This is a genomic window from Pantoea ananatis PA13 (genome assembly GCF_000233595.1).
In the GTDB taxonomy this organism is placed as follows: Bacteria; Pseudomonadota; Gammaproteobacteria; order Enterobacterales; family Enterobacteriaceae; genus Pantoea; species Pantoea ananatis.
The window spans coordinates 2,326,416-2,347,741 of record NC_017554.1; the positions used below are offsets into that span (position 1 = coordinate 2,326,416).

18 protein-coding genes are annotated in these 21,326 nt (G+C 53.7%); 9 read left to right on the forward strand and 9 right to left on the reverse strand.

Features of this window, described 5'->3' with window-relative positions; all coding sequences use genetic code 11:
* Positions 1-30: 30 nt before the first annotated feature.
* Positions 31-1,188 (reverse strand): FAD-dependent urate hydroxylase HpxO, encoded by a 1,158-nt coding sequence (gene hpxO, locus PAGR_RS10980; protein WP_014605794.1) that lies wholly within the window; start codon positions 1,186-1,188, stop codon positions 31-33.
* Positions 1,189-1,447: 259 nt separating this feature from the next.
* On the opposite strand from hpxO, the gene PAGR_RS10985 reads away from it, so the two are divergent.
* Both PAGR_RS10985 and ampC read left to right on the forward strand, forming a co-directional pair.
* A complete protein-coding gene (locus PAGR_RS10985) occupies positions 1,448-2,629 on the forward strand; it encodes a glycosyltransferase (protein ID WP_014605795.1) in 1,182 nt (393 codons plus the stop codon).
* Positions 2,630-3,161: 532 nt separating this feature from the next.
* The gene (gene ampC, locus PAGR_RS10995; protein ID WP_014605797.1) at positions 3,162-4,304 is read left to right on the forward strand and encodes a class C beta-lactamase; all 1,143 of its coding nucleotides are present in this window, start codon (positions 3,162-3,164) and stop codon (positions 4,302-4,304) included.
* 58 nt (positions 4,305-4,362) lie between these two features.
* Here ampC and PAGR_RS11000 read toward each other — a convergent pair whose 3' ends face one another.
* Positions 4,363-5,256, reverse strand: a complete 894-nt coding sequence (locus tag PAGR_RS11000) for an SDR family oxidoreductase (RefSeq protein WP_014593760.1) — start codon at positions 5,254-5,256, stop codon at positions 4,363-4,365.
* 610 nt (positions 5,257-5,866) lie between these two features.
* Here PAGR_RS11000 and PAGR_RS11005 point away from each other — a divergent pair.
* The gene (locus PAGR_RS11005; RefSeq protein WP_013025833.1) at positions 5,867-6,616 is read left to right on the forward strand and encodes a helix-turn-helix transcriptional regulator; all 750 of its coding nucleotides are present in this window, start codon (positions 5,867-5,869) and stop codon (positions 6,614-6,616) included.
* Here PAGR_RS11005 and PAGR_RS11010 read toward each other — a convergent pair.
* On the reverse strand, positions 6,588-7,220 hold the full coding sequence (locus tag PAGR_RS11010) for an acyl-homoserine-lactone synthase (RefSeq protein ID WP_014593759.1): 633 nt from the start codon (positions 7,218-7,220) through the stop codon (positions 6,588-6,590). The genes PAGR_RS11005 and PAGR_RS11010 overlap by 29 nt on opposite strands.
* Before the next feature lie 526 nt (positions 7,221-7,746).
* Between PAGR_RS11010 and PAGR_RS11015 the strand changes: the two genes are divergently transcribed.
* Together PAGR_RS11015 and PAGR_RS11020 are read left to right on the forward strand one after the other, a co-directional pair.
* Complete coding sequence (locus PAGR_RS11015) at positions 7,747-9,135, forward strand: MFS transporter (protein ID WP_014605798.1); 1,389 nt, start codon at positions 7,747-7,749, stop codon at positions 9,133-9,135.
* A gap of 22 nt (positions 9,136-9,157) precedes the next feature.
* Complete coding sequence (locus tag PAGR_RS11020; RefSeq protein ID WP_014605799.1) at positions 9,158-11,533, forward strand: glycoside hydrolase family 3 N-terminal domain-containing protein; 2,376 nt, start codon at positions 9,158-9,160, stop codon at positions 11,531-11,533.
* A gap of 63 nt (positions 11,534-11,596) precedes the next feature.
* On the opposite strand, the gene PAGR_RS11025 is transcribed toward PAGR_RS11020, so the two are convergent.
* Complete coding sequence (locus PAGR_RS11025; protein WP_014605800.1) at positions 11,597-12,040, reverse strand: GNAT family N-acetyltransferase; 444 nt, start codon at positions 12,038-12,040, stop codon at positions 11,597-11,599.
* A 114-nt stretch (positions 12,041-12,154) separates the two neighbouring features.
* Between PAGR_RS11025 and hipB the strand changes: the two genes are divergently transcribed.
* Both hipB and PAGR_RS11035 read left to right on the forward strand, forming a co-directional pair.
* On the forward strand, positions 12,155-12,394 hold the full coding sequence (hipB, locus tag PAGR_RS11030; RefSeq protein ID WP_014605801.1) for a type II toxin-antitoxin system antitoxin HipB: 240 nt from the start codon (positions 12,155-12,157) through the stop codon (positions 12,392-12,394).
* On the forward strand, positions 12,394-13,503 hold the full coding sequence (locus PAGR_RS11035) for a HipA domain-containing protein (RefSeq protein ID WP_014605802.1): 1,110 nt from the start codon (positions 12,394-12,396) through the stop codon (positions 13,501-13,503). Before hipB ends, PAGR_RS11035 begins: the two co-directional genes overlap by 1 nt.
* A gap of 45 nt (positions 13,504-13,548) precedes the next feature.
* On the opposite strand, the gene PAGR_RS11040 is transcribed toward PAGR_RS11035, so the two are convergent.
* The gene (locus tag PAGR_RS11040; RefSeq protein ID WP_014605803.1) at positions 13,549-13,965 is read right to left on the reverse strand and encodes a GFA family protein; all 417 of its coding nucleotides are present in this window, start codon (positions 13,963-13,965) and stop codon (positions 13,549-13,551) included.
* A gap of 453 nt (positions 13,966-14,418) precedes the next feature.
* Positions 14,419-16,287 (reverse strand): low affinity potassium transporter Kup, encoded by a 1,869-nt coding sequence (gene kup, locus PAGR_RS11050; protein WP_013025825.1) that lies wholly within the window; start codon positions 16,285-16,287, stop codon positions 14,419-14,421.
* 872 nt (positions 16,288-17,159) lie between these two features.
* Between kup and PAGR_RS11055 the strand changes: the two genes are divergently transcribed.
* A complete protein-coding gene (locus PAGR_RS11055) occupies positions 17,160-18,800 on the forward strand; it encodes a methyl-accepting chemotaxis protein (RefSeq protein WP_014605804.1) in 1,641 nt (546 codons plus the stop codon).
* A 78-nt stretch (positions 18,801-18,878) separates the two neighbouring features.
* Here PAGR_RS11055 and PAGR_RS11060 read toward each other — a convergent pair whose 3' ends face one another.
* Genes PAGR_RS11060 through PAGR_RS11070 form a run of 3 tightly spaced genes read right to left on the reverse strand, consistent with a single transcriptional unit; the run spans position 18,879 to position 20,681 of the window.
* Positions 18,879-19,526, reverse strand: coding sequence for an anti-sigma factor (locus PAGR_RS11060; protein ID WP_014605805.1), 648 nt, complete (start codon positions 19,524-19,526; stop codon positions 18,879-18,881).
* On the reverse strand, positions 19,523-20,077 hold the full coding sequence (locus PAGR_RS11065; protein ID WP_013025822.1) for an RNA polymerase sigma factor: 555 nt from the start codon (positions 20,075-20,077) through the stop codon (positions 19,523-19,525). The genes PAGR_RS11060 and PAGR_RS11065 overlap by 4 nt, the downstream gene beginning before the upstream one ends.
* A gap of 40 nt (positions 20,078-20,117) precedes the next feature.
* Entirely contained in the window at positions 20,118-20,681 is a 564-nt protein-coding gene (locus PAGR_RS11070; RefSeq protein ID WP_014593752.1) for a fasciclin domain-containing protein, read from the reverse strand.
* A gap of 226 nt (positions 20,682-20,907) precedes the next feature.
* Between PAGR_RS11070 and PAGR_RS11075 the strand changes: the two genes are divergently transcribed.
* On the forward strand, positions 20,908-21,303 hold the full coding sequence (locus PAGR_RS11075) for a (R)-mandelonitrile lyase (RefSeq protein WP_014605806.1): 396 nt from the start codon (positions 20,908-20,910) through the stop codon (positions 21,301-21,303).
* Positions 21,304-21,326: the final 23 nt, after the last annotated feature.

Consider the following 21,326-nt stretch of genomic DNA (forward strand, 5'->3'; position numbering starts at 1 on the left):
GCGAAAGGGCGGTGATACCGCCCTTTTTGGCTATCCCAGCGGTCCACCTTCAATGGTTTCGCACAGTCCCGCCAGCACCCGTTCACCCGTTTCCGTTTTCAGCGACTGATACCATGCCGATGTCAGATGGGGATCTTTAGCATGCGTGATGTCGCAGCGTTTACGCGCTTTCAACACCAGATCCTTAACGCGTTCAACGCGGCGCATCTGGTAACGTAACAGCGCATCCTCAATGCCAAGCGAATGTGCAGACAATGCCGAGGCCAGTACAATCCCGTCTTCCATCGCCGCGCAACCGCCCTGACCAATATCCGGCGTGGTGCTGTGTGCCGCGTCGCCCAGCAAAACCACCCGGCCTTTTACAAAGCGGTGAAAAGGCTCGATGTCGTGAATCTCCACGCGGTTAGTGGTTTCCACATCAATTGCCGCGATGAGCTTCTGAACTGGTTCAGACCAGCCGCTGAAGTAGTGCTGCAAATCGTGCCGCATCGTTGAACGATCCTGCTCCAGCCCGGCGGGCAGCGGCACATCGAAAAAGAAGTAGAAACGGTTGCCGCTGACCGGCATGAGAGAGACGCGTTTACCCTCGCCCACAAAGGTGGTCCATTGATCGGCAGGCGCGATGGACTCATCAACGCTGACCAGGCCGTTCCAGTTCACATAGCCTGCGTAGCGACGGGGCAGTTTTTCCCCCAGTACGTAATCACGAATAACCGAATGCGTTCCATCGGCCGCAACCAGAAAGTCACCCTGGGCCTGACTGTTATCTTCGAAGGTCGCGATCACGCCGCTGGCATATTGCTCCACCTGCACGATACGCTTGCCAAAATTCACCCGATGGCGGCCGTAAGCATCCAGCAGCATGGCCTGAAGCTCGGCGCGGGCAATGGGATAGGGAAACTCGCCCACCTGCTGCACCAGGGGGGAAAGGCTGAAACGGGTGAGGGTTTCACCCGAAAAGGCCTCATTATAGGCCATATAGGCCATGTTGCCGCCGAGGGCGCGCACTTTTTCTTTCAGTCCCAATGCATTAAGGCATTTCACCCCGTTTGGCCAGACGGAAATGGCCGCACCAACGGGACGTATCGTTTTGACCGCCTCAAAAACCTCAGTGTCGAAACCTGCCTGTTCCAGAGCCAGCGCGGCGGTCATGCCACCCATCCCGCCACCAATGACGATCGCTTTCATATGTTATCTCCTGTGCACATATCATTTATTTGCAACTTTTGTACCAGAAGCGCGACGCGCGGAGTGCGCGTCTGAATGGGGGCATGAAGGGTGAAAATGGCGCAGATGCACGGTCGCTGTGCAACAGGCTGCACCTGTCGGGTGCAGAGAAATCTGTAAACCACAGTAATCACATGTTTTTAAGATGTTACCTATGATCTGTTTCATATTCAGCGTGATATAGATCACGTTCGCACTCACTACGACTTCGGAACCCTTCATGAAAATCGGCATAAGTAATAATCACTATCCGGAGCAGCGCAATATTTTGGTCAATCCGGAAAACGACTACATTAACCTGAAAAAACGTAACGTTTTCTATTTCCTCAATCCGCTGCGTACGCGTTTACTGAAAAAAAATAAACGTTTCGTCTTCTTACCTGTCCCGTTTGCAATGGGGCAGAAGCCCGACATTCTCCATCTGTTCAATGAAGTGGCAATAACGCAAATGAACTGGGTCACGACGTTTGAAACCGAGCTGCCGCGCGTTCTGCCGGTAGCAGGCGTGGCCAAACACGACAATCCAGAGTTGAAACAGCTGATCCCTTATTTGCTGAAAGATAACTGTTTCGGTCTGATTGCTATTTCAGAGGCGACGCTGCACATCCAGATGAAGCTGTTTAAACCGGATGTGGCGGCAAAAATTCGGGCTAAAACGCTGGTGATGCATCCGCCACAAACGCTGTTTACCCCGCAGAAAAGCGCACGTCACAGCGACAAAATCCGTCTGGTCTTTGTCGGCAATGAGTTTTATCGTAAGGGCGGGGCCGAAATTGTGCTGGCGCTGAGTGAGCTTGTCGAAGCGGGTCAGATCGATGCATCCCAGCTTGACGTGCAGCTTATCGGCGATTTGACTAAGCGTCATAACGTGGCACACCGTAAATTCCAGGACGACGAGGCTTTTTACCGAAATATCCAGGATCGTATCTCCCGCCTGAGCTTCGTCACCCATCATGCGCAAATGGCAAACTCGGCACTCCTGAAACTGTTCCAGAACAGTGACCTCGGTTTGTTACCGACCTGGCAGGAAACCTACGGGTTTTCCGTGCTGGAGATGCAGGCGAGCGGCTGTCCGGTGTTAACCAGTAATGTGCGTGCTCTGCCGGAAATCAACCCGGCCAGTGCAGGCTGGACGATCGGCGGCGAGCTGAATGACGATCGTGAATATCAGGTCAACAGCGAAGCCGATAAAGATCGCCTGCGCAGGGCGCTGATCGACGGCATAAAATCGACCCTGCTGGACATTCTGGCACACCCGGCCTGCCTGACGGAAAAGGGAGAAGGGTCAATTTTACGCATTAAACAGCAGCATGACCCGCGTCAGTACGGCGTCCGACTTAACGATATTTATCGTCGCGGCGTTGTGGAATGTGTTGAACATCCGCCCGCGCTCTCAATTTAACAAGATTTATCAGACGTTACGCGTCAGAGTTACCATACTTAACTGACGCGTATCTCTGGAGATCGGTTATGAAATGTCTTTTTGCTTTGCTGCTGTCCTGCCTGATGGCCAGCAGCGCACTGGCACAACCCGCACACAGCTTTCCGGCGCGCGCGCCGCTTCCTCAACTGATGCTCATCGCCGCAAAATGTGATCTCTCCAGCTGTCAGACTCGCTGTTATGTTGAGCAATCTCATTGTAATACGCGTAATTCCGGTGCCTGTAGTACCCAGGCGCAGCTTTGCGTGCAATCATGCGCTGCTCAGTGTCATTGACGGCTCCCCGCCCTGGGCGAGGATTCCCACTTCACCGAGCCGAACCTAAGCCGCGTTAAGCGATTTGGAATTTACAGGCTCTCCGTGAGCTAACACTGCCTGCCCGGCAGCTTTTCTATTACGGGCCGCGTTAATGTCGCGATCATGGTCGCGCGCTTATATCTCCGCCCGATTGGGCGAAGTCTTACGCGCAAACTGATGAACTGTCACCTGAATGAGTGCTGATGAAAATATATTTTACTACATTACTCTTCGCCCTTAGCGCCAGCAGCAGCGCGACGGATTTATCCTCACAGGAGATTGCCTCGCGGGTTAAGGACGTGATTACGCCATTAATGGCGGAGCAGGGGATTCCTGGCATGTCCGTCGCGGTCCTATATAAAGGCCGCCCGCAGTACCTGAACTTTGGCGTAGCGGATACCGCAACCGATCGACGGGTGACGGAAAATACGCTGTTCGAACTCGGTTCCGTCAGCAAAACCTTTACCGGCGTACTGGCTGGCGTGATGATACGTAACAGCGAACTTCGCCTGAACGATCCGGTACAAAAGTACTGGCCCGCGCTAAAAGGCCCGCAGTGGCAGGCGATCAGGATGGTGCACCTCGCCACCTACAGCGCAGGTGGCATGCCGTTACAGCTTCCTGCCAGCGTGGTCGATCAGGATTCCTTACTCCGTTACGCGCAGCAGTGGCAGCCCGGTGTCGCGCCGGGCATTCAGCGGCAATATTCCAATGTCAGTCTCGGCCTGCTGGGTTATCTCATGGTAAAGGGCGAGTTTGAAGAAGCCATGCAGAAGAACGTCTTTACACCGTTGCGGCTCACGCGCACTTTTTATACCGTTCCGGCGTCCATGATGTTCGACTATGCGTGGGGCTATAAAGACGGCCAGCCCGTGCGCGTCTCTCCCGGAATGCTGTCGGCAGAAACCTATGGAGTGAAGTCCACCGCGCGCGACATGATGACCTTTATGCAGGCCAATGCGAATCCCAACGGGTTATCGTCCGGCAATACGGTTTTACGCAACGGCATACTCACCGCACAGTCGCACTATTTAACGGCAGGTCAACTTTCTCAGGGGCTGGGATGGGAAATCTATCCATGGCCGGTGAAGGAGCAAACGCTCATCGACGCCAGCGACACGAAAACCGCGCTGGAGGCTCAGCCTGCCACGCTGGTGAACCCGGTAAAAGCCGCGGACCGCGCCAGCTGGATCCACAAAACCGGCTCCACAAACGGGTTTGGGGCCTACATTGCCTTTGTCCCTCAGCTCAACAGCGGCATCGTTATGCTGGCGAATAAAAACTATCCCAATCCGGAACGCATTAAGGCGGCCGTGGCGATTCTCGACGCGTTACAGTAATGCCGAAAAGCAGGCAAAAAAATGGCCGCGCAGTGCGGCCATGGCGTATTAAAAACGCTTACAAGGTTCCGGTTCCCCCGTCAGAGCACCATACCTGCCCGGAGGCAAAGCTGCACTCGTCCGACGCAAGGGTGACGTAGAGTGGGGCGATCTCTACGGGTTGGCCGGGGCGTCCCAGCGGCGCGTCTGCGCCAAACTGTTCCACTTTCTCCTGCGGCTGACCGCCGCTCGGCTGCAGTGGCGTCCAGTACGGACCCGGTGCGACCGCGTTCACGCGAATCCCTTCCGGGCCGAGCTGTTTAGCCAGTGCTTTGGTAAAGGCGACGTTGCAGGCTTTAGTCTGCGCGTAGTCCAGCAGGATATCGCTGGGTTTAAAGGCCTGCACGGAAGAGGTGTTAATGATACAGGCCCCGCGCGGCAAATACGCCAGCGCGGCTTTCGTTACCCAGAATGGCGCATAGACATTGGTTTTAAAGGTGGCATCGAAATCTTCTGTGCTCAGCGTACGGATGGATTCATTAAACTGCTGACGTCCGGCGTTATTGACAAGAATATCCAGCCCGCCCAGCTTCTCGGCCGCTTCGTTAACCAGCGTCTGGCAAAAGGTTTCAGAACGCAGATCGCCGGGGATGGCCACAGCTTTGCGCCCTTCGGCTTCAATCAGTTTAATCACTTCAACCGCATCGGACTCTTCTTCCGGCAGATAGTTAATGGCCACATCTGCACCTTCACGCGCATAGGCGATTGCAACCGCACGGCCAATACCCGAGTCGCCGCCGGTGATCAGCGCTTTACGGCCGGTAAGGCGACCATGTCCACGATAGCTTTTTTCACCATGATCGGGAGCAGGATCCATTTCACTGGCTAATCCGGGTGCCTGCTGCGGCTGCTGCCTGAACGGCGGCTTCGGAAAGCGATCCGGGTCTTGAATGTGGTTATTTGACGTCGTCATAGTGAACTCCTTGAACAGGGTGGTCAGAGAGTTTAAGCCTGGCACAGATGTGATATTTGTCACATTCAAATGCTTATTTAATCCGTACTGGCAGATGAAAACAGGCTTTATGGCGAGGGTTTACCGACGATATTGCAGATAAGCGCAGCGGAAGTAGCAGAATATGTTGATTTTTCCTTAAGGGGGAGCGCCATCAGGCTAAAAAGAGCGCATCCTCTTTCCTGGCGACACGCACAGGTGAAGGCTAACGCATTGAATAAAAGGCGCTTATGGCATGAAAGAAGAGGGGAGATCATTGCATATGATAAAGGAGGACAATCAGGTGTGGGAAAGCGAAGGTAAATGTTTGTACAAATGTTTCTGGGATGTTACTCTGAGTGTCCCGGCCAGCATCACTTTATAGTTTGTGAAGTCTGGCCGGAAAGTTTTTCCCTGGTGTTGGCTGTTTCAGCGACCTGGCCTTGCAGGTCAGGTTTTTTTTTACCGCTAAACAACTGAACCCATTGTAACCTCTGGCTGAATCATTGTAAGTTATTCTTAAGTATTATCTTACCTGTACTAAAGTGCAGGTTATGTCATCGTTAAGTAAAAGAAGCAGCATGGAGCCTGAATGTTTTCTTTTTTTCTTGAAAATCAAACAATAACGGATACGCTTCAGACTTACATACAGAGAAAGTTATCTTCGTTTGGCAGTCCTGAGTACGCTTACACTGTTGTGAGCAAAAAAAATCCTTCAAATGTTCTGATTATTTCCAGTTATCCTGACGAATGGGTTAGGTTATACCGCGCCAATAATTTTCAGTTAACCGATCCGGTTATCCTTACCGCCTTTAAACGCACCTCACCCTTTGCCTGGGACGAGAACATCACTTTGATGTCCGATCTCCGGTTTACTAAAATTTTCTCATTATCGAAGCAATACAACATCGTTAATGGCTTTACCTACGTGCTCCACGACCATATGAACAACCTGGCGTTGCTATCGGTCATCATTAAAGGCAATGACCAGGCCGCACTGGAACAGCGTCTTGCCTCAGAGCAGGGCACGATGCAGATGTTGCTGATCGATTTTAATGAACAGATGTATCGACTGGCTGGCGCAGAAGCGGAAAGAGCACCGACGGTGAATCAAAACGCCGATAAAACCATCTTTTCTTCGCGTGAGAATGAAGTGTTGTACTGGGCGAGTATGGGGAAAACCTACTCTGAGATTGCCGCCATTACCGGTATTTCTGTCAGCACTGTAAAATTTCACATCAAAAATGTGGTGGTTAAACTGGGCGTCAGTAACGCCCGACAGGCTATCAGACTGGGTGTTGAGTTAGATCTTATCAGACCGGCAGCGTCAGCGGCCAGGTAGTTACGGCGACGGGCGCGCAGCCCGTACGTGCAACAATATCCCCACCCAACTGCTGTTTATCGGCTTCCCCGGCTGGCAGCGTCAGCAGATAAATACGCTCTTTTTCCGTCAGAAAAGCTTCTTTGACCACGCTGATTTGCCATCCGGACCGTTTCAGTATTTTCAGCATTGCCCGGCTGACTATCGTGTAGATATGCGTATAAGCATTGTTCTGCGCCCAGTTAACCATAGCCAAAAACAGTACCTGGCTGACAGGATAGTGCTCACCCAGCAGTTCGCGCGCGCGGGCTTTATCAACAAAAAAACGGCTGGACTCGGTGCCGTAAGCGGGCAGGGGAACGTCGTCAAAACAGTGACGAAAGGTGTGGGTAATCATATTGGGGCGATCCAGGCAGGTAAAGCGGACACTGCACACTAACTGCCCTTCGCAGATACCCAGAATATAACGCGTCCCTGGGCCATCAAACTCATCTGACTCCATGCCCTGACTGCACACGACTTCCCATCCCAGGCGGTCGCTAAAAGTTTTTTTTCTGAGCTTATAAAGTTCTTCTGAACGTGTGGTTTGCAGCTCTTCATAACTGACGTCAAACAGTTCAAGCATTCCATTTCCTCTAAAAGTTACTGCAGCCCTCACGGCTATCCTGTACTGATTTTACTAACTTTTCACTCTGACGTTCAGCTAAATAACATTTTATTCATCTGAAAATAGGGCTGCTCAGTCGTTCAGTGGGCAGGATAACGCATCTCGGGCGGTAAAATTCTCCCTGAAGAGATATTATTTGCCATAACGCAACAGAAAACAATACAAATAGTAACAAGGCTGTACTATTTCAAGCGTGCATATTCGCCATGTCATAGCGATTTTATATGAGAACATTACAGGCTTATAACAAAGTAACCCCACCTGGTGTCAAAAATATTTCGTCAAAAATGTATTGATCGATAAGTTATCAATATGCACTGCATCACAAACCCGCAAAAAAACTAAATATCATAAATTGGCTGTTAATTTCTGGAATTGTTGCTACTCCTCCAGACTACTAATACTTGAGCCTGGCCTGCCTGTACAGGCAGCGCGTGGAAAGCTGACTGAACAGGTTTTTCACCTAATTATAAGGCTCATAACAATGACTATATCCTCTGTATCCTCTGTGCTCACGACAAAAGATAAAATGGGTTACGGCATCGGTGATGCCGCCAGTTCAATGGTGTGGCAAACCGCCACCTTGTTCCTCGCCTACTTTTACACAGATGTGTTTGGGTTACCGGCCGCCATTATGGGGACGATGTTTTTGGTGGTTCGTCTGGCCGATGCCTTTGTCGATCCCTGTATCGGCGCGCTGGTCGATCGCACCCGAACCAAGCACGGTCGTTTTCGGCCCTGGCTGATGTGGTTTGCGATTCCGTTTGGCGTCAGTTGTCTCATTACCTTTTATGTTCCGGATGTCGGCCCCACGGCGAAGATCGTCTATGCCTGTGTCACTTACACGATTCTCAGCTTTATTTACTCTGCGGTAAACGTCCCTTACTGCGCCATGCCCGGTGCACTGACGCTCGATCCCCGCGAACGCCATTCTTTGCAATCCTGGCGGTTTGCCTGCGCGTTTATCGGCGGACTGGTGGTGACCGTCATCGGGCTGCCGCTGGTGGATCTGTTAGGTCAGGGTGACAAGGCAAAAGGCTACCTCTTTGCCATGGGCTTCATGGGGTTCTTAGGGGTGGTTTTAATCTACTGCTGTTTCTTTATGACCCGGGAACGTTATTTACCCCGCAGTGACAGCGCAAACTCTATGTGGTCCGACCTCAAGGCGCTGAGTAAAAACAGCCAGTGGTGCATCATTGTTATTTTTAACATCCTGCTGCTCACGGCGGTGGTAACCCGTGGCTCCTCCACCATTTATTACATGAACTACGTTTTATTGCGTCCTGACCTCGTATTCACTTTTATAATTACCGGCATGATAGCGGCATTGTGCGGGGCCTTTTTTTCAGAGCGGTTATTGGGAAAATTTGATCGCGTCCGCACTTATCAGATTTGCCTTGCCAGTTTTGTTTTTTTTGTCACCACGATTTATTTTATTCCGCCTTCTCAGGTTTGGCTGATCATTGCCGTGAATATTGTTTTTGGATTTGTTCAGAACCTGACCACGCCCATTCAATGGAACATGTTCTCGGATGTGGTGGACTTTGAAGAGCAGCGCAGCGGAAGACGACTGGACGGCCTCGTATTTTCAACGGCGCTGTTTGCCATCAAATTTGGTCTTGCCATGGGCGGGGCTGTCGTGGGCTGGATTCTGGGACTGGTTCATTACCAGCCCGGCGTGGCCGCACAAACACCTCGCGTCATCACCACCATCAACCTGATGCACAACATTATTCCCGGCGTTCTGTTTACCTGCATGTTGCTACTGCTTTTTCTCTACAAACTGAACAGCGCGCGGGTGAATGCTATCGCCCTTGAGCTGGCTGCGAAGCGCGCCGCTGAAGAGAAAATGGACGCCAGCAAGACTATCTGAAATCTGCATAAAGGAGTGAAACATGACTGCAATCTATAAGGATCCTCATCGTCCGGTCGCTGAACGCGTCGCGGATCTGCTGCCGCGCATGACGACGGAAGAAAAGTTCGCGCAGATGCATGCTTACTGGCTCATTCTGGATGAAGAGGGCAATCACCAGGAACGCACAGATTTAAGCGATGAGTTTACTGGCGTCAGTGCCCAGACAGCACTGAAAGAAAGATTAACCCGCGGTATAGGTCAGATTACCCGTCCGCTGGGAACGCATATCGTTGACGCGCTGACTGGCGTCCGGGCGGCGAATCGCCTGCAGCGCGACGTGACTGAAGGCTCACGCCTGGGCATCCCGGCGCTGCTGCATGAAGAGTGCCTGGTCGGTTTGCTCTGCAAAGGCGCCACGTTGTTTCCCTCATCGCTCAACTATGGATCGACCTGGGATCCTGAACTCATCAGGCGGGCGGCACAGCGCATTGGCACAGAGGCGCGTTCTGTTGGCTGCAAGCAGGGGCTGGCGCCGGTACTGGATGTGTCCCGCGATGTCCGCTGGGGCCGGACGGAAGAAACCTTCGGGGAAGATCCCTGGCTGGTGGGCGTCATGGCTACCGCCTACGTCGAGGGCCTGCAGGGCGATACGCGCGATCTGTTAGCCACGCTGAAGCACTACGTCGGCCACTCATTCAGTGAGGGCGCCCGTAATCACGCGCCGGTACACCTGGGTTTCAGCGAGTTAAACGATATCTTCTTACTGCCGTTTGAAATGGCGGTCAAGCTGGCGAATGCGGGTTCAGTCATGCCGGCATACCATGACATCGATAATCAACCCGGCCACAGCGATCGTTTTTTATTGACCGAGGTCTTGCGGGAGCAGTGGGGATTCGACGGCATTGTCGTCGCTGACTACGGCGGCGTCAGCCTGCTTCATCAGCATCATGGCGTGGCGCAGGATGCGGCAGAATCTGCCGCGCTGGCTTTTAACGCCGGGCTGGACGTCGAACTGCCCAAAGATGACTGCGCTCGCCATCTGGCGGACGCCGTATCACGTAATCTGCTGTCGATGGAGAAGGTGGATGAAATTGTTGGCCGCATCTTAACCGAAAAGTTTCGTCTGGGCCTGTTCGAGCAGCCCTACATTAATGAAGAGACGATTTCACTGCAGGACGAGGAAACCCGTCAGGTCGCCCGGGAGGTTGCCACGCGGTCGATCACGCTACTGGAAAATAACGGCATTCTGCCGCTGCAACAAGCCAGTCGCGTTGGGGTTGTGGGCCCCTGTGCAGACGATCCACTTGCGCTACTGAGTGGCTACAGTTTTCCTGTTCACCTGATCATTAGCGATATGCTGGAGGAAACCTCGCAGGTAACGACGCCGCTCGCCGCCCTGCGCCATACGCTGGGGCAGCAAAACGTCAGCTATGCCAAAGGCTGCCATATTATTGAGAAACGCGCGGCAGGCGCTCCCGTTTTCCCCGGAGACAGCGGGGCGAAACCTGTGCAGCAGTCGCCTGTTTCACAGGATACGCATCTGATTGCGGAGGCGGTTCGCGTGGCACAAGAAAGCGATGTCGTTGTTGCCTGCGTAGGCGATCTGGCGGGCCTGTTCCAGAGCGGCACCGTAGGAGAAGGTTCTGATACCGACAGCCTGAATCTGCCAGGCGTGCAGCAGTTATTGCTGGAGGCCCTTGTGGACACCGGAAAACCGGTGATCGTGGTCATGACCGGTGGGCGACCTTATAACCTGCAGGGCCTGGAGAACAAGGTCGCCGCCTTTCTGCTGGCCTGGGCACCGGGACAGGAGGGCGGCTGGGCGATAGCGGATATCCTCACCGGCCGCGCAGAGCCGCAGGGCCGCCTGGTGGTGAGCGTTCCGAAGAACGTCGGTGCGATGCCGTTCTATTACAACCACAAACTGAAAAGCGGCGGCACGCCAATCGCCTTCCATTTTGGCGCACGCTATCCGTTTGGCTACGGTCTGAGCGGGACAACGTTTAGTTGGGGGACGCTCCAGTCCGAGCAGGACAGCGTCGCTATTGACGGCGAAATCCGCCTCAGAATGACGCTAACCAATAGCGGCCAACGGCAGGGCAGTGAAGTGGTTCAGCTTTATATCCGGGACAAGGTCGCCAGCATGGTGCGCCCGCTTCAGGAGCTCAAAGCTTTTCAGCGCGTCACGTTACAACCGGGTGAAACGGCTGAGCTGTGCTTTACGCTTCCCGTCGATATGCTCAACTTTACCCGTCGCGATGGCAAGCGCATTGTTGAGCCGGGCGAGTTTGAACTCCAGGTCGGATCGTCCTGTCGCGATATTCATGGCGTCAGCACGGTAACGGTAAGAGGCGAAACGCGTGTTCTGCCTTGCCACTGGCGCATGTTAAGCGACTGCAAGGTCAATATCATCTGATGCCTTAACCCTGTCCATTGAGAGATGGACAGGGGCAACCCTTGCGTTTTTGCAGCGTGAAGATCAGCGCGCTGCGCTTAACGCTTTCGTCAGATAATGACGTTGCATGCCCGGTTGAGGGAAATCCGTTAACGACATCTGCCGGGCATAACCCTGCTTCTGGTAGAAGGGCAGCGCCTGGAAACTAAAGGTATCCACCAGGGCACTGTGGCAACCCGCCGTGACAGCATCCTGTTCGGCTGCATGAACCAGCTGCTGGCCAAGGCCTGAACCGCGCACGGATTCACTCACCCAGAGAAACTCAATACAAAGCCAGTGCCCTTTTTGGCTACCAATCAGTCCGCCCAGCAATTTTCCCTGCGGATCACGACAAAATACCGCCAGCGGCCCCCATGTCGAAGTATCGATGAACGCGTTGTTATAGGCGCGCAGCCCGACCAGTAAATCCTGCTTATCATTCTCGGTGTAAGACCGCGTGACGGCCAGAGGAAAGTTACATTTGGTCATTGTACCTCCAAAATATCCGCTATCGGGGATAATTAAGTTATCAGGCGAAAGAGCAGCAAGTCTGATAATATCCTCTAACGGGGATAAATCCTCACTTATCAGGGAGCATACCGCATGATTTACAGTCCCCGCCAGTTGGCAAATCAGGTCAGGCTACTGCGGCAGCAAAACGGCTGGACCCAGGTCGAACTGGCGAAAAAAGTGGGCCTGAAACAGGCAACCCTGTCTCACTTCGAAAATGCCCCGGATACAACCTCACTGGCAACGTTGTTCAAAATCTTACAGGCGCTCGATCTTGCTCTGTTGCTTCATGAAAACAGCGCATCCTCAGCCCCGGCTGAGGATGCCTGGTAATGGCAAAGCTCATTGCCTGGATAAACGGCGAGCGTACGGGAACGCTGACGCTGCATCACAACGGCGCGCTGCATTTCCAGTATGACGCCAACTGGCTTCAGCATCCGCTTGCCAGACCTCTCTCGCTTTCGTTGCCCTTACAGCGCGCCGCGATGCATTCTGAGAAAGTCGTGCACTTTTTCGAAAACCTTCTCTATCCCAGCGCGTTGATCGAAAAGGATTTTTACCCGACTCACCCGATAAAATCCTGTGAGGTCTTTGCAACATTGCAGAAAGTGGGACACACATTACCCGGGGCGCTCAGTCTGCTGCCGGCAAAGCGGCAGCCCGTCGCGCCGGACCAGGCAACGCACAGCATCTTCACCCCCGCCGATGAGGCACAGCAGTTCGATATCGATAATGCGTATCTGTGTCTGTCCCTGGCCCGGGAGCTGACTATCCCGGTGCCGGATGCCGTATTAGTTCATGAGAACGGCATCCGTAAATTGAGAACAGAACGATACGATCGCCGTTGGCGTCACGACGGACAACACCTTTATCATCTTCCTGAAGAAGACGTGTGTCAGGCGCTCGGCGTGCCGCTCTCTGGCCGCGATGAGCAGCAGGGCGGTCCGGGAATTGATGACATCATGGCCTTGCTGATGGGCTCAAGCTCCGCCATGAAAGACCGTGAGGATCTGATGCGCTGTCTGGTATTTCAGTGGCTGACGGGCATCACGCGCGTCAACGCTAAACATCTCTCGCTGCTGATTGCTCGCGGTGGCAGCTTCCGGCTCGCGCCTTTTAAGCATCTCCTTTCCGCCTGCCCGGGCCTTTCTCTACGCACAACAGACAGACGGGATTTCCAGCTGGGGATGGGCCTGACAGGCCCTGAGGGCAAACAGCATCACATTGACGCGATTGGGCCCGCGCATTTTCTTGCCCTTGCGGGGAGCGTGGGGTTCAGTCAGGCAGCGATGCGGCAGATACTGGCGGCCTTTATTCCGGGCTTGCCTGCCGCGATTATTAAGGTGCGGGACAGCCTGCCCGATGATTATCCCCTGACGCTCGCCGATGCGGTTTTCAGCCACGCAATGATGATGCTGGAAAGGGTGCGCCAGGCGACCTGAGGTTAATGGCCTTCTGGTGCCCGGCGTCAGGGTTTTACTGCAACGTCAGGGTTTTACTGCAACATAGTTAAGATGGCCGACTACGCCGCCTTTGCCGCCATCCCGGGGATGATTATTGCCATCGGTGACGGGCACGGAGGCAAAATCGAAAGGCGAAACGCCCGTCAGACAGGCGGCATTCACGCCGTACTGTTCAGGATTGGACCGGCTTTGATGAAACGTGTAGATGCCACAAATGGAACAGAAGTAGTGGACTGCCTCACCCGAATTAAAACGGTACTCGCTTAGCGTCTCTTTGCCTTTCACCACCTCAAGCCCAGAGACCGGCGCAAACACCACGACCGCGCCGCGCATACGGCAGAAAGAGCAGTTACAGCGCCGGGCCGTGTTCAGGCCATCCAGCAGTTTTACGTTAAAGGCTACAGCGCCACAGTGGCACTGAGCCGATGTCGCATCAGACATGGTTTGCTCCTTTTTTCATCCTGCAACCTCTGGGGGTGTAACAGGGATGAAGCGTTGGTGGCACAGGTAAAACAGGGGATCCCGGCTGGTATTGTGACGGGTTAAAGTCAAAGACACCAGACGGGATCCCGCAGCCTACAGATTTTTCTTCAGCATCCTGCGTTTGGTGCGCTGATGAGGGCCGTTCTGCAAGTCAGCGTTGAGTTCATCGGGCACTATTGAACGCGATAGCCCGCGGCAGGCGGTACTTGCGCCACAGCCGCGCCTGCTGTCCCGTTATGCCTGTATGGGCATACATTTTGCCCGGCAAAGCCTGACGAGATCCAGGAGACGCGTGAAGAAGGCCGTTACGACGGGCGGTGAAAGGGTGCTGAACGCGAGCGGGGAACATGCGGGCTTCCTGACAAAAGAAAACGGCAGAGCCCGTGACGCGCTCTGCCGCAAATGCCCTTATCAGAACTCTTTTTGCCCGCCCAGTTCGATCACCCGGTTAGCCGGGATTCTAAACTGCTCATGCGCGCGTAGTGCATTGCGCTGGAAGAAGTGGAAGATAACGCCTTTGGCATGGGCCAGACCGCGGCGCTTTTTCATCACCAGCGTGTCGTGCGAGGTAAAAAACGACGCTTCATTTAACGTACAGCCAAAGCCTTCCAGCCCACAAAGATGCAGGACATCCTGCATCGACGGACGCTCATGCCAGCCATAGGTGGCCGTCACCTGCCAGAACGACGGGGACATCTGGCGCAACGCAATGCGCTGCTGATTGTGTACGCGGGGCAGATCGACCGTTTTGATATGCAGTAAGACAGTGCGCTCATGCAGTACCCGGTTATGTTTCAGGTTATGCAGCAGCGCCTGCGGAATTTCATACTCTTTACGCGTCAGGAAGATAGCCGTTCCCCCCACCCGCATCGGCGGAGAGGCTTCCAGGGAGCTAATCAGCGCTTTCAGCCGCACCGGATCGTCAGTGAGACGGCGGATAAGCCGGGAACGCTCACTGCTCCAGATAAGCATCAGCACCAGCATGGTCATCGCCAGCAGCACCGGCACCCAGCCGCCAGACAGGAGCTTCATCAGATTGGCGGCAAACAGCGGCACATCAATTAACAGCATGCAGAGCAGAAAAACCAACGCCACCGGCAATGGCCACTTCCAGTTTTTAAAGGCCACAATACCGGCCAGACAGGCCGTCAGCACCATCGTGCCCGTCACCACGATACCGTAAGCGGATGAGAGCGCTGAGGACTGGCGGAAAGCCAGGATGACGACAGTTACCGCCGCAAACAGCAGCCAGTTTACGACCGGGATGTAGATTTGTCCTGATTCCGTAGCAGACGTAAAGATCACTCGCATCGGCGGCAGAAACCCCTGGCGAATGGCCTGATGCGTCAGCGTGTAAACGCCGCTGATGATTGACTGGGCAGCAATGACCGTGGCCAGGGTTGACAGGACAATCAGCGGGATCTGTGCCCAGACGGGCGCGAGAATATAAAACGGATTTTGCACCGCGCTGGGTTCGGCAAGCACCAGGGCGCCCTGACCAAAATAGTTCAGCACCAGAGCGGGCAGGGCAATGATCAACCAGGCCAGCCTGATGGGGGTTTTGCCCAGATGTCCCATATCCGCATACAGGGCTTCAGCACCGGTGACGGCCAGCACCACCATGCCGAGCGCGGCAAATGACAGGGCTTCATGATGAAGCAAAAAGGTCAGGGCAAAGGCCGGATTGAGCGCATGTAAAACGTGCGGATTCATTGCGATGCCGCGCACACCGAGTATCGCCAGGGTAATAAACCACACCAGCATGATCGGGCCAAAAACGCGGCTGACGCGCTCGGTGCCGTGCTTCTGAATCACAAAGAGTACCGCCAGTATGACCATGGCCAGCGGCACAATAAAGCGATCCAGCGCCGGGGCCACGACTTCAATCCCCTCAACGGCGGAAAGCACCGAGATTGCCGGGGTGATAATGCCGTCACCGTAAAAGAAGGCTCCTCCTGTGAGGCCTGCCAGTACGATGATGCGGCTGAGCCGAGCGCCGACATTTTGCCGGGCCAGGGACATCAACGTCAGTATTCCGCCTTCGCCATCATGATCTGCACGCATGATAAAGATGACGTATTTCACCGTCACAATCAGCGTCAGTCCCCAGAATATCAGAGAAAGAAACCCCATGACCGCCTCTTCGGTCACCGCCCCAGAGGGAAGAATAGACAGACACTCTTTTAAGGTATAGAGCGGGCTGGTGCCGATATCACCAAATACGATCCCCGCTGCCGCCAGCATGCCTGCAGGAAGAGACTGTTTTTCAGACTGCGCCATTTAATATCCTGTTTTGCTTCACGTAATTATCCACCTTCGCCGGAAAGGTTATCCGGTCAGCGATCAGCACGAGATTACGCGGTTTAGCGTGAGTTAGGGAGTAGGTGGTTAAGTTATGAACTGCATTTTTACAGGTTTGTACCTTTTTTTTACGACATTTTTACACGACTGTCGATTAACTCAGCAGTTATTTCGCGCGAGAAGTGGCGTAAATCCGCCGTAACGACCAGGCTGTTTAAAACCGGTTTAGTCAGCGTGTTGCATTAAGCCAAATTATGTCTTTTGCTTTGTCAGCCATGCCGACCCGCGGCGTGAATGCGGCGAATGACAAGGCTGTGTCGCGGCGGAGACAGGGAAGCCAGCGCTATGCGGGTTTTTAACGCCCGGCCCGAACGAACGGAGAAGAACGTCCCGGCGTTAACAAAAAAATAAAAAAATTTTTAAAATAGTCCTTACTTATGATTAATTCGTTCGCGTTTGTTGCAGCGTTAATTTATTTCAAAAACGGCGGCATTAAACAACGGCGCAGCCGGTATATTCAGGCACAATTTTAAGCTGGCCTTAAGCGAAATTTTATTAATTAAACGCGCACGCCATTTTGAATAAAGATTATTCCCCTCCTCTTAAATAAAAATTGACTTTCCTCCATCCATTAAATCCATTTGTATTTTCTGAGTCATAAATCCCTACGTCTTTATTTATGCATTCAACGGGCTAATGCTTTTTAACGGTAATGCCGCGTCCGCCCCCATTATTCAGCGGATTTACCATTCAGCGCATTAATGCTCATTCACGCCCTGTCGATATCTTTATGGCTAGCGCGCTTCAGCATAACGTAATGAATAACGAACATAGTATTCGGGGAATTTAATATGACTATTACTCAGCGGCTTTTCCTGACGTTTTCACTGCTCTCGGCATCGATGATTGCCATGGTGGTGATCGTCATCATGGTATTGAGCGGCTTCCAGTCGCGCTTTCAATACGTACAAACCAATACGCTGCCTTCACTAGTTGACCTGGATAAAATGGTCAATGGCAGTAACCGGCTTAACGTCTCGCTTTACCGACATTTGAGTGCAAAAGATCAAGGCAAACAGGCCGAGTTCGAAAAGGAAATAACGACGCGGCTGGATACCGTTAAAGCGCTGACTGAATTTTATTTGAAAAATGAAACCACTAACGATCAGGACATCATGCTGAGTCAGCATGCCTTAGCGCTGATTAAGCAGATGGAAGACCGTTTGCCCGGTTTTATGGCGAATTCCCGTCTGCATGACGACGCTGCGCTGGCCGATCTGCAGGGCAATAGCGGGGTCGGGCAGTCTATTCGCGATTTAATTGAAAGTTACCAGAAACAGTTACAGTTTAATGTGGAGGTAGGGGCGGCATTTGAAAAAGATAACAACAAGGTTTACCGGCAAACGCTGGTGTGGTTAATTGCCGGTTCGGCCGCCATCATTCTGCTGCTGGGCGCGTTCTCCGTCAGAACGATTCTGGGGATCCGCAGGCACCTTAACGGTATGCGAATCACCATGGAACGTGCCAGCGAGCGACTGGATCTTACCCTGCGTGCGGATGACTCCCGTCAGGATGAAATTGGTCTTACGGCTAAAGCGTTTAACAACCTTATCGGGAATGTGGCCCATTCCCTGTCGTCCGTTGAACGTTCGGCCCATTCTGTCAGTTCTGCCACCTCGCAAATTTCGGCCGGCAACGAAGATCTCTCTTCACGCACCGAGCAGCAGGCGGCCTCGCTGGAACAGACGGCTGCCAGTATGTCAGAGCTGAGTGAAACCGTGCGCCAGACGGCTGAAAACACCCGACTGGCCAGCCAGCTGTCGAAAAACGCCCGGGACATTTCGGACGACAGCGCCACGAAAGTTCACACCATGCTCGGCACCATGACCGACATTAAACAGAGTTCTGAAAAAATCACCGCCATTATTAGCCTGATCGAAGGCGTGGCTTTCCAGACCAATATTCTGGCCCTCAACGCTGCCGTTGAAGCCGCCCGGGCTGGCGAGCAGGGACGAGGTTTTGCCGTTGTCGCCGGTGAAGTGCGTAACCTGGCACAGCGTTCTTCGGCTTCAGCGCGCGAGATTAAAGAACTTATCGAATCCTCGATGCGCTATGTGGAAACCGGCGTTAATCAGGCTGAACAGGTGGGTGACAATATCGGACGAATGAAGGACGCGGTGCGACAGGTAACCGACCTCGTTGACGAAATTGCCGTCGCGTCTCAGGAGCAGTCATTGGGGATTGGTCAGGTGCATCAGGCCGTCAATCAGATGGATGACGTGACACAGCAGAATGCGGCGCTGGTGGAGGAAGCCTCATCGGCATCCCGCTCGCTCATGGATCAGGCCTCAGCACTGAATCAGCTCGTCGCCACGTTCGTGCTGACCGATGCCGCGCCTGTTGCCCAATCCAGCCCCGCACGGGTTTCTTCCGCCTTTGTTCAGGCTCGTGCGGCCTATGCTAAGCAGGAAGATAACTGGCAACGTTTTTAGGGCTGTGCGGGGTGGGGCGATAACACGGGATAAAGGCATGCCATCGTCCCACCCGCTCAACCCGCAGCCCGAATGGCGTTATCCTGTCCTGCCACTGTAAAGCACCGGGCCGGTAGGCTGCCCGGTGGGTGAACCGCCCTGGGGCTCAAGGCTGACCGCAATCACCGCGTTTTTCAGCGTATCACGCGCGGCAAGTTTGAGCTGCGTGGTCTCCTGGACATTCAGCAGCCCCAAGGAAACGGGCTGTTGACCGGCAGGGATGAGCCACAGTTGCAGGCTGTTGTTTGCGCCAATAGCGACCGGCTGCAACGGTGTTACACGCAGCTGCGTCAACGCCTTATCTGCACTGACCACCCATTGCCCCTGTTGCTCCGCGCCCCGCATTACGGTCAGCGGGGTAAAGTCGGGCGTTCTGATAACCTGATACGACACCAGCGTCAGCGCGGCAAGGGCTGCGGCAACCAGCCAGCCTACATAACCGCGCCTGACGCGCGGCGTTATCTTTGTCGGCAGACTTAACGTTATTTTTTTCCAGACGTATTCCGGTGGAATCTGAGGCATCAGACTGCGATCCAGTCCGGCAAGCAGGGTTTGCCATTTGGCTACCTGCTCAGTCAGTTCCGGCTCACTCTGCAGACGCTTCTGAAAGCGTAACCGCGCATTGCCGCGCAGCGTACCCAGCGCGTATTCCGCAGAGAGCGCGTCGTCACGTTGGCGTTTATTCATAGTCCGACACACTCCCGAAGGTGCGCCATCGCCCGGCGGATCCAGCTTTTCACCGATCCAACCGGCTGCTGGAGCCAGTGAGCAATATCGCCGTGGGACATGCCCTGATAGTAGGCCAGCGTGATGCTCTGGCGCTGCTCACTGCTGAGGTTTCCCAGACAGCGCTGTAAGCGTGCGGCTTGTGCATCATCCTGTCTGTTATGCAGTTCGTCATGTTCAGCGGCCAGTAGGTCATCGTTATGGGCTTCTTCCGCGCTGGCAAGGCGTGCCTGTCCGCTGCGGAGCCAGTCGATACACCGATTACGAACAATGTGGGTCATCCAGGTCAACGGGGAGCTCAGCGCGGCATTATAGGTTTCCGCCTTGCTCCAGATGGTGATGTAGCAATCATGCAGCACCTCCTCAGCCCAGGGGCGATGCTGCAACATGCGCAACGCGATGGCAAAAAGGTGAGGCGATGTCAGCCGGTAAAGTTGTTCAAATGCCTGACGATCGCCGTCGGCGATTGCCTGCATCAATTTCACCTGCTCCACTGCCTGCACCTTGTCCATAAGCGTCCCGAATGATCTGTTTCCGTTCGAGTATAAATTATTACTTCGGCATTAATACGGTATCAATCACATCTATCACGCCATTTTTTTGGTTGACGTCATAGGTACTGATATTCGCGACGTTGCCCTGGCCATCTTTCAGCTGAATATTGTGGGGGCCATTGTTCATGATCCATAACGGCTGACCGTTAACGGTCTTCAGCTCGGCATGACCGCCACCTTGTTTGATTTTGGCTTCCAGCGCCTTCATATCGTACTTACCGGCAACCACGTGATAGGTGAGTACGCTGGTCAGTTTCGCTTTATTTTCCGGTTTGAGCAGACTGTCTACGGTGCCTGCAGGGAGCTTAGCGAACGCCGCGTTAGTTGGAGCAAACACGGTAAAAGGGCCTTTACCTTGTAAGGTATCAACCAAACCGGCTGCTTTTACCGCAGCCACCAGGGTGGTGTGATCTTTTGAGTTAACCGCATTTTCAACAATATTTTTTTGCGGGAACATGGCGGCACCGCCTACCATGACAGAACCCGACTCCATAGCGGCAAGAGAGGCAGTGGTAAACAGTAATGCACTTGATACAACAGTCACAGCGATTAGCTTTTTCATCGTAAATCCTCATTAGAGCGTGGAGTAAGTGGCTTTCAATGAGATATACGAGTAGGGGGACGAAAGTGGATGCAGAAAAAATTAAATATTTTTAACTCTGCGCTTAGCCTGCCCAATTCATCAGCCTGCGCGTGTTTTTCGGCCATGTGCGCACAGGCAAGCAGCGGCCATAATGAGAGACGTCCGTCCCTGTCCTCTGTCACACGACATCAAAGGTAAGCCGATAATGAAAATCATCAAAAATGCCGCCGTTCCCTCAGCGAAAGGTCCTGAGGTGTATTTTACCGGCCAGGTCCGCATTGATTCCCCTTTCAGCACAGCGGCCCCGGCACGGGTTGGCGGCGCTATCGTCACCTTTGAGCCCGGTGCCCGTACGGCCTGGCATACGCATCCACTGGGGCAGACGCTGATCGTCACCGCCGGTCAGGGATGGATTCAGTGTGAAGGCGAAGAGAAGCAGACGATTAATCAGGGCGATATCGTCTGGATACCGGAGGATGTTCGTCACTGGCACGGCGCCACCGACAGCCATGCAATGACGCATATTGCCATCGCGGAATCCCTTAACGGCAGTCCGGTGACCTGGCTTGAGAAGGTCACGGAGCACGAGTTTTTATCGTAAGCAACACCTGTTGAGCCGGTGCA

Coding starts and splice junctions, on each gene's coding strand:
- hpxO (WP_014605794.1), bottom strand. CDS start 1,188: ATGAAAGCGATCGTCATTGGTGGCGGGATGGGTGGCATGACCGCCGCG.
- PAGR_RS10985 (WP_014605795.1), top strand. CDS start 1,448: ATGAAAATCGGCATAAGTAATAATCACTATCCGGAGCAGCGCAATATT.
- PAGR_RS11000 (WP_014593760.1), bottom strand. CDS start 5,256: ATGACGACGTCAAATAACCACATTCAAGACCCGGATCGCTTTCCGAAG.
- PAGR_RS11005 (WP_013025833.1), top strand. CDS start 5,867: ATGTTTTCTTTTTTTCTTGAAAATCAAACAATAACGGATACGCTTCAG.
- PAGR_RS11010 (WP_014593759.1), bottom strand. CDS start 7,220: ATGCTTGAACTGTTTGACGTCAGTTATGAAGAGCTGCAAACCACACGT.
- PAGR_RS11015 (WP_014605798.1), top strand. CDS start 7,747: ATGACTATATCCTCTGTATCCTCTGTGCTCACGACAAAAGATAAAATG.
- PAGR_RS11020 (WP_014605799.1), top strand. CDS start 9,158: ATGACTGCAATCTATAAGGATCCTCATCGTCCGGTCGCTGAACGCGTC.
- PAGR_RS11025 (WP_014605800.1), bottom strand. CDS start 12,040: ATGACCAAATGTAACTTTCCTCTGGCCGTCACGCGGTCTTACACCGAG.
- hipB (WP_014605801.1), top strand. CDS start 12,155: ATGATTTACAGTCCCCGCCAGTTGGCAAATCAGGTCAGGCTACTGCGG.
- PAGR_RS11035 (WP_014605802.1), top strand. CDS start 12,394: ATGGCAAAGCTCATTGCCTGGATAAACGGCGAGCGTACGGGAACGCTG.
- PAGR_RS11040 (WP_014605803.1), bottom strand. CDS start 13,965: ATGTCTGATGCGACATCGGCTCAGTGCCACTGTGGCGCTGTAGCCTTT.
- kup (WP_013025825.1), bottom strand. CDS start 16,287: ATGGCGCAGTCTGAAAAACAGTCTCTTCCTGCAGGCATGCTGGCGGCA.
- PAGR_RS11055 (WP_014605804.1), top strand. CDS start 17,160: ATGACTATTACTCAGCGGCTTTTCCTGACGTTTTCACTGCTCTCGGCA.
- PAGR_RS11060 (WP_014605805.1), bottom strand. CDS start 19,526: ATGAATAAACGCCAACGTGACGACGCGCTCTCTGCGGAATACGCGCTG.
- PAGR_RS11065 (WP_013025822.1), bottom strand. CDS start 20,077: ATGGACAAGGTGCAGGCAGTGGAGCAGGTGAAATTGATGCAGGCAATC.
- PAGR_RS11070 (WP_014593752.1), bottom strand. CDS start 20,681: ATGAAAAAGCTAATCGCTGTGACTGTTGTATCAAGTGCATTACTGTTT.
- PAGR_RS11075 (WP_014605806.1), top strand. CDS start 20,908: ATGAAAATCATCAAAAATGCCGCCGTTCCCTCAGCGAAAGGTCCTGAG.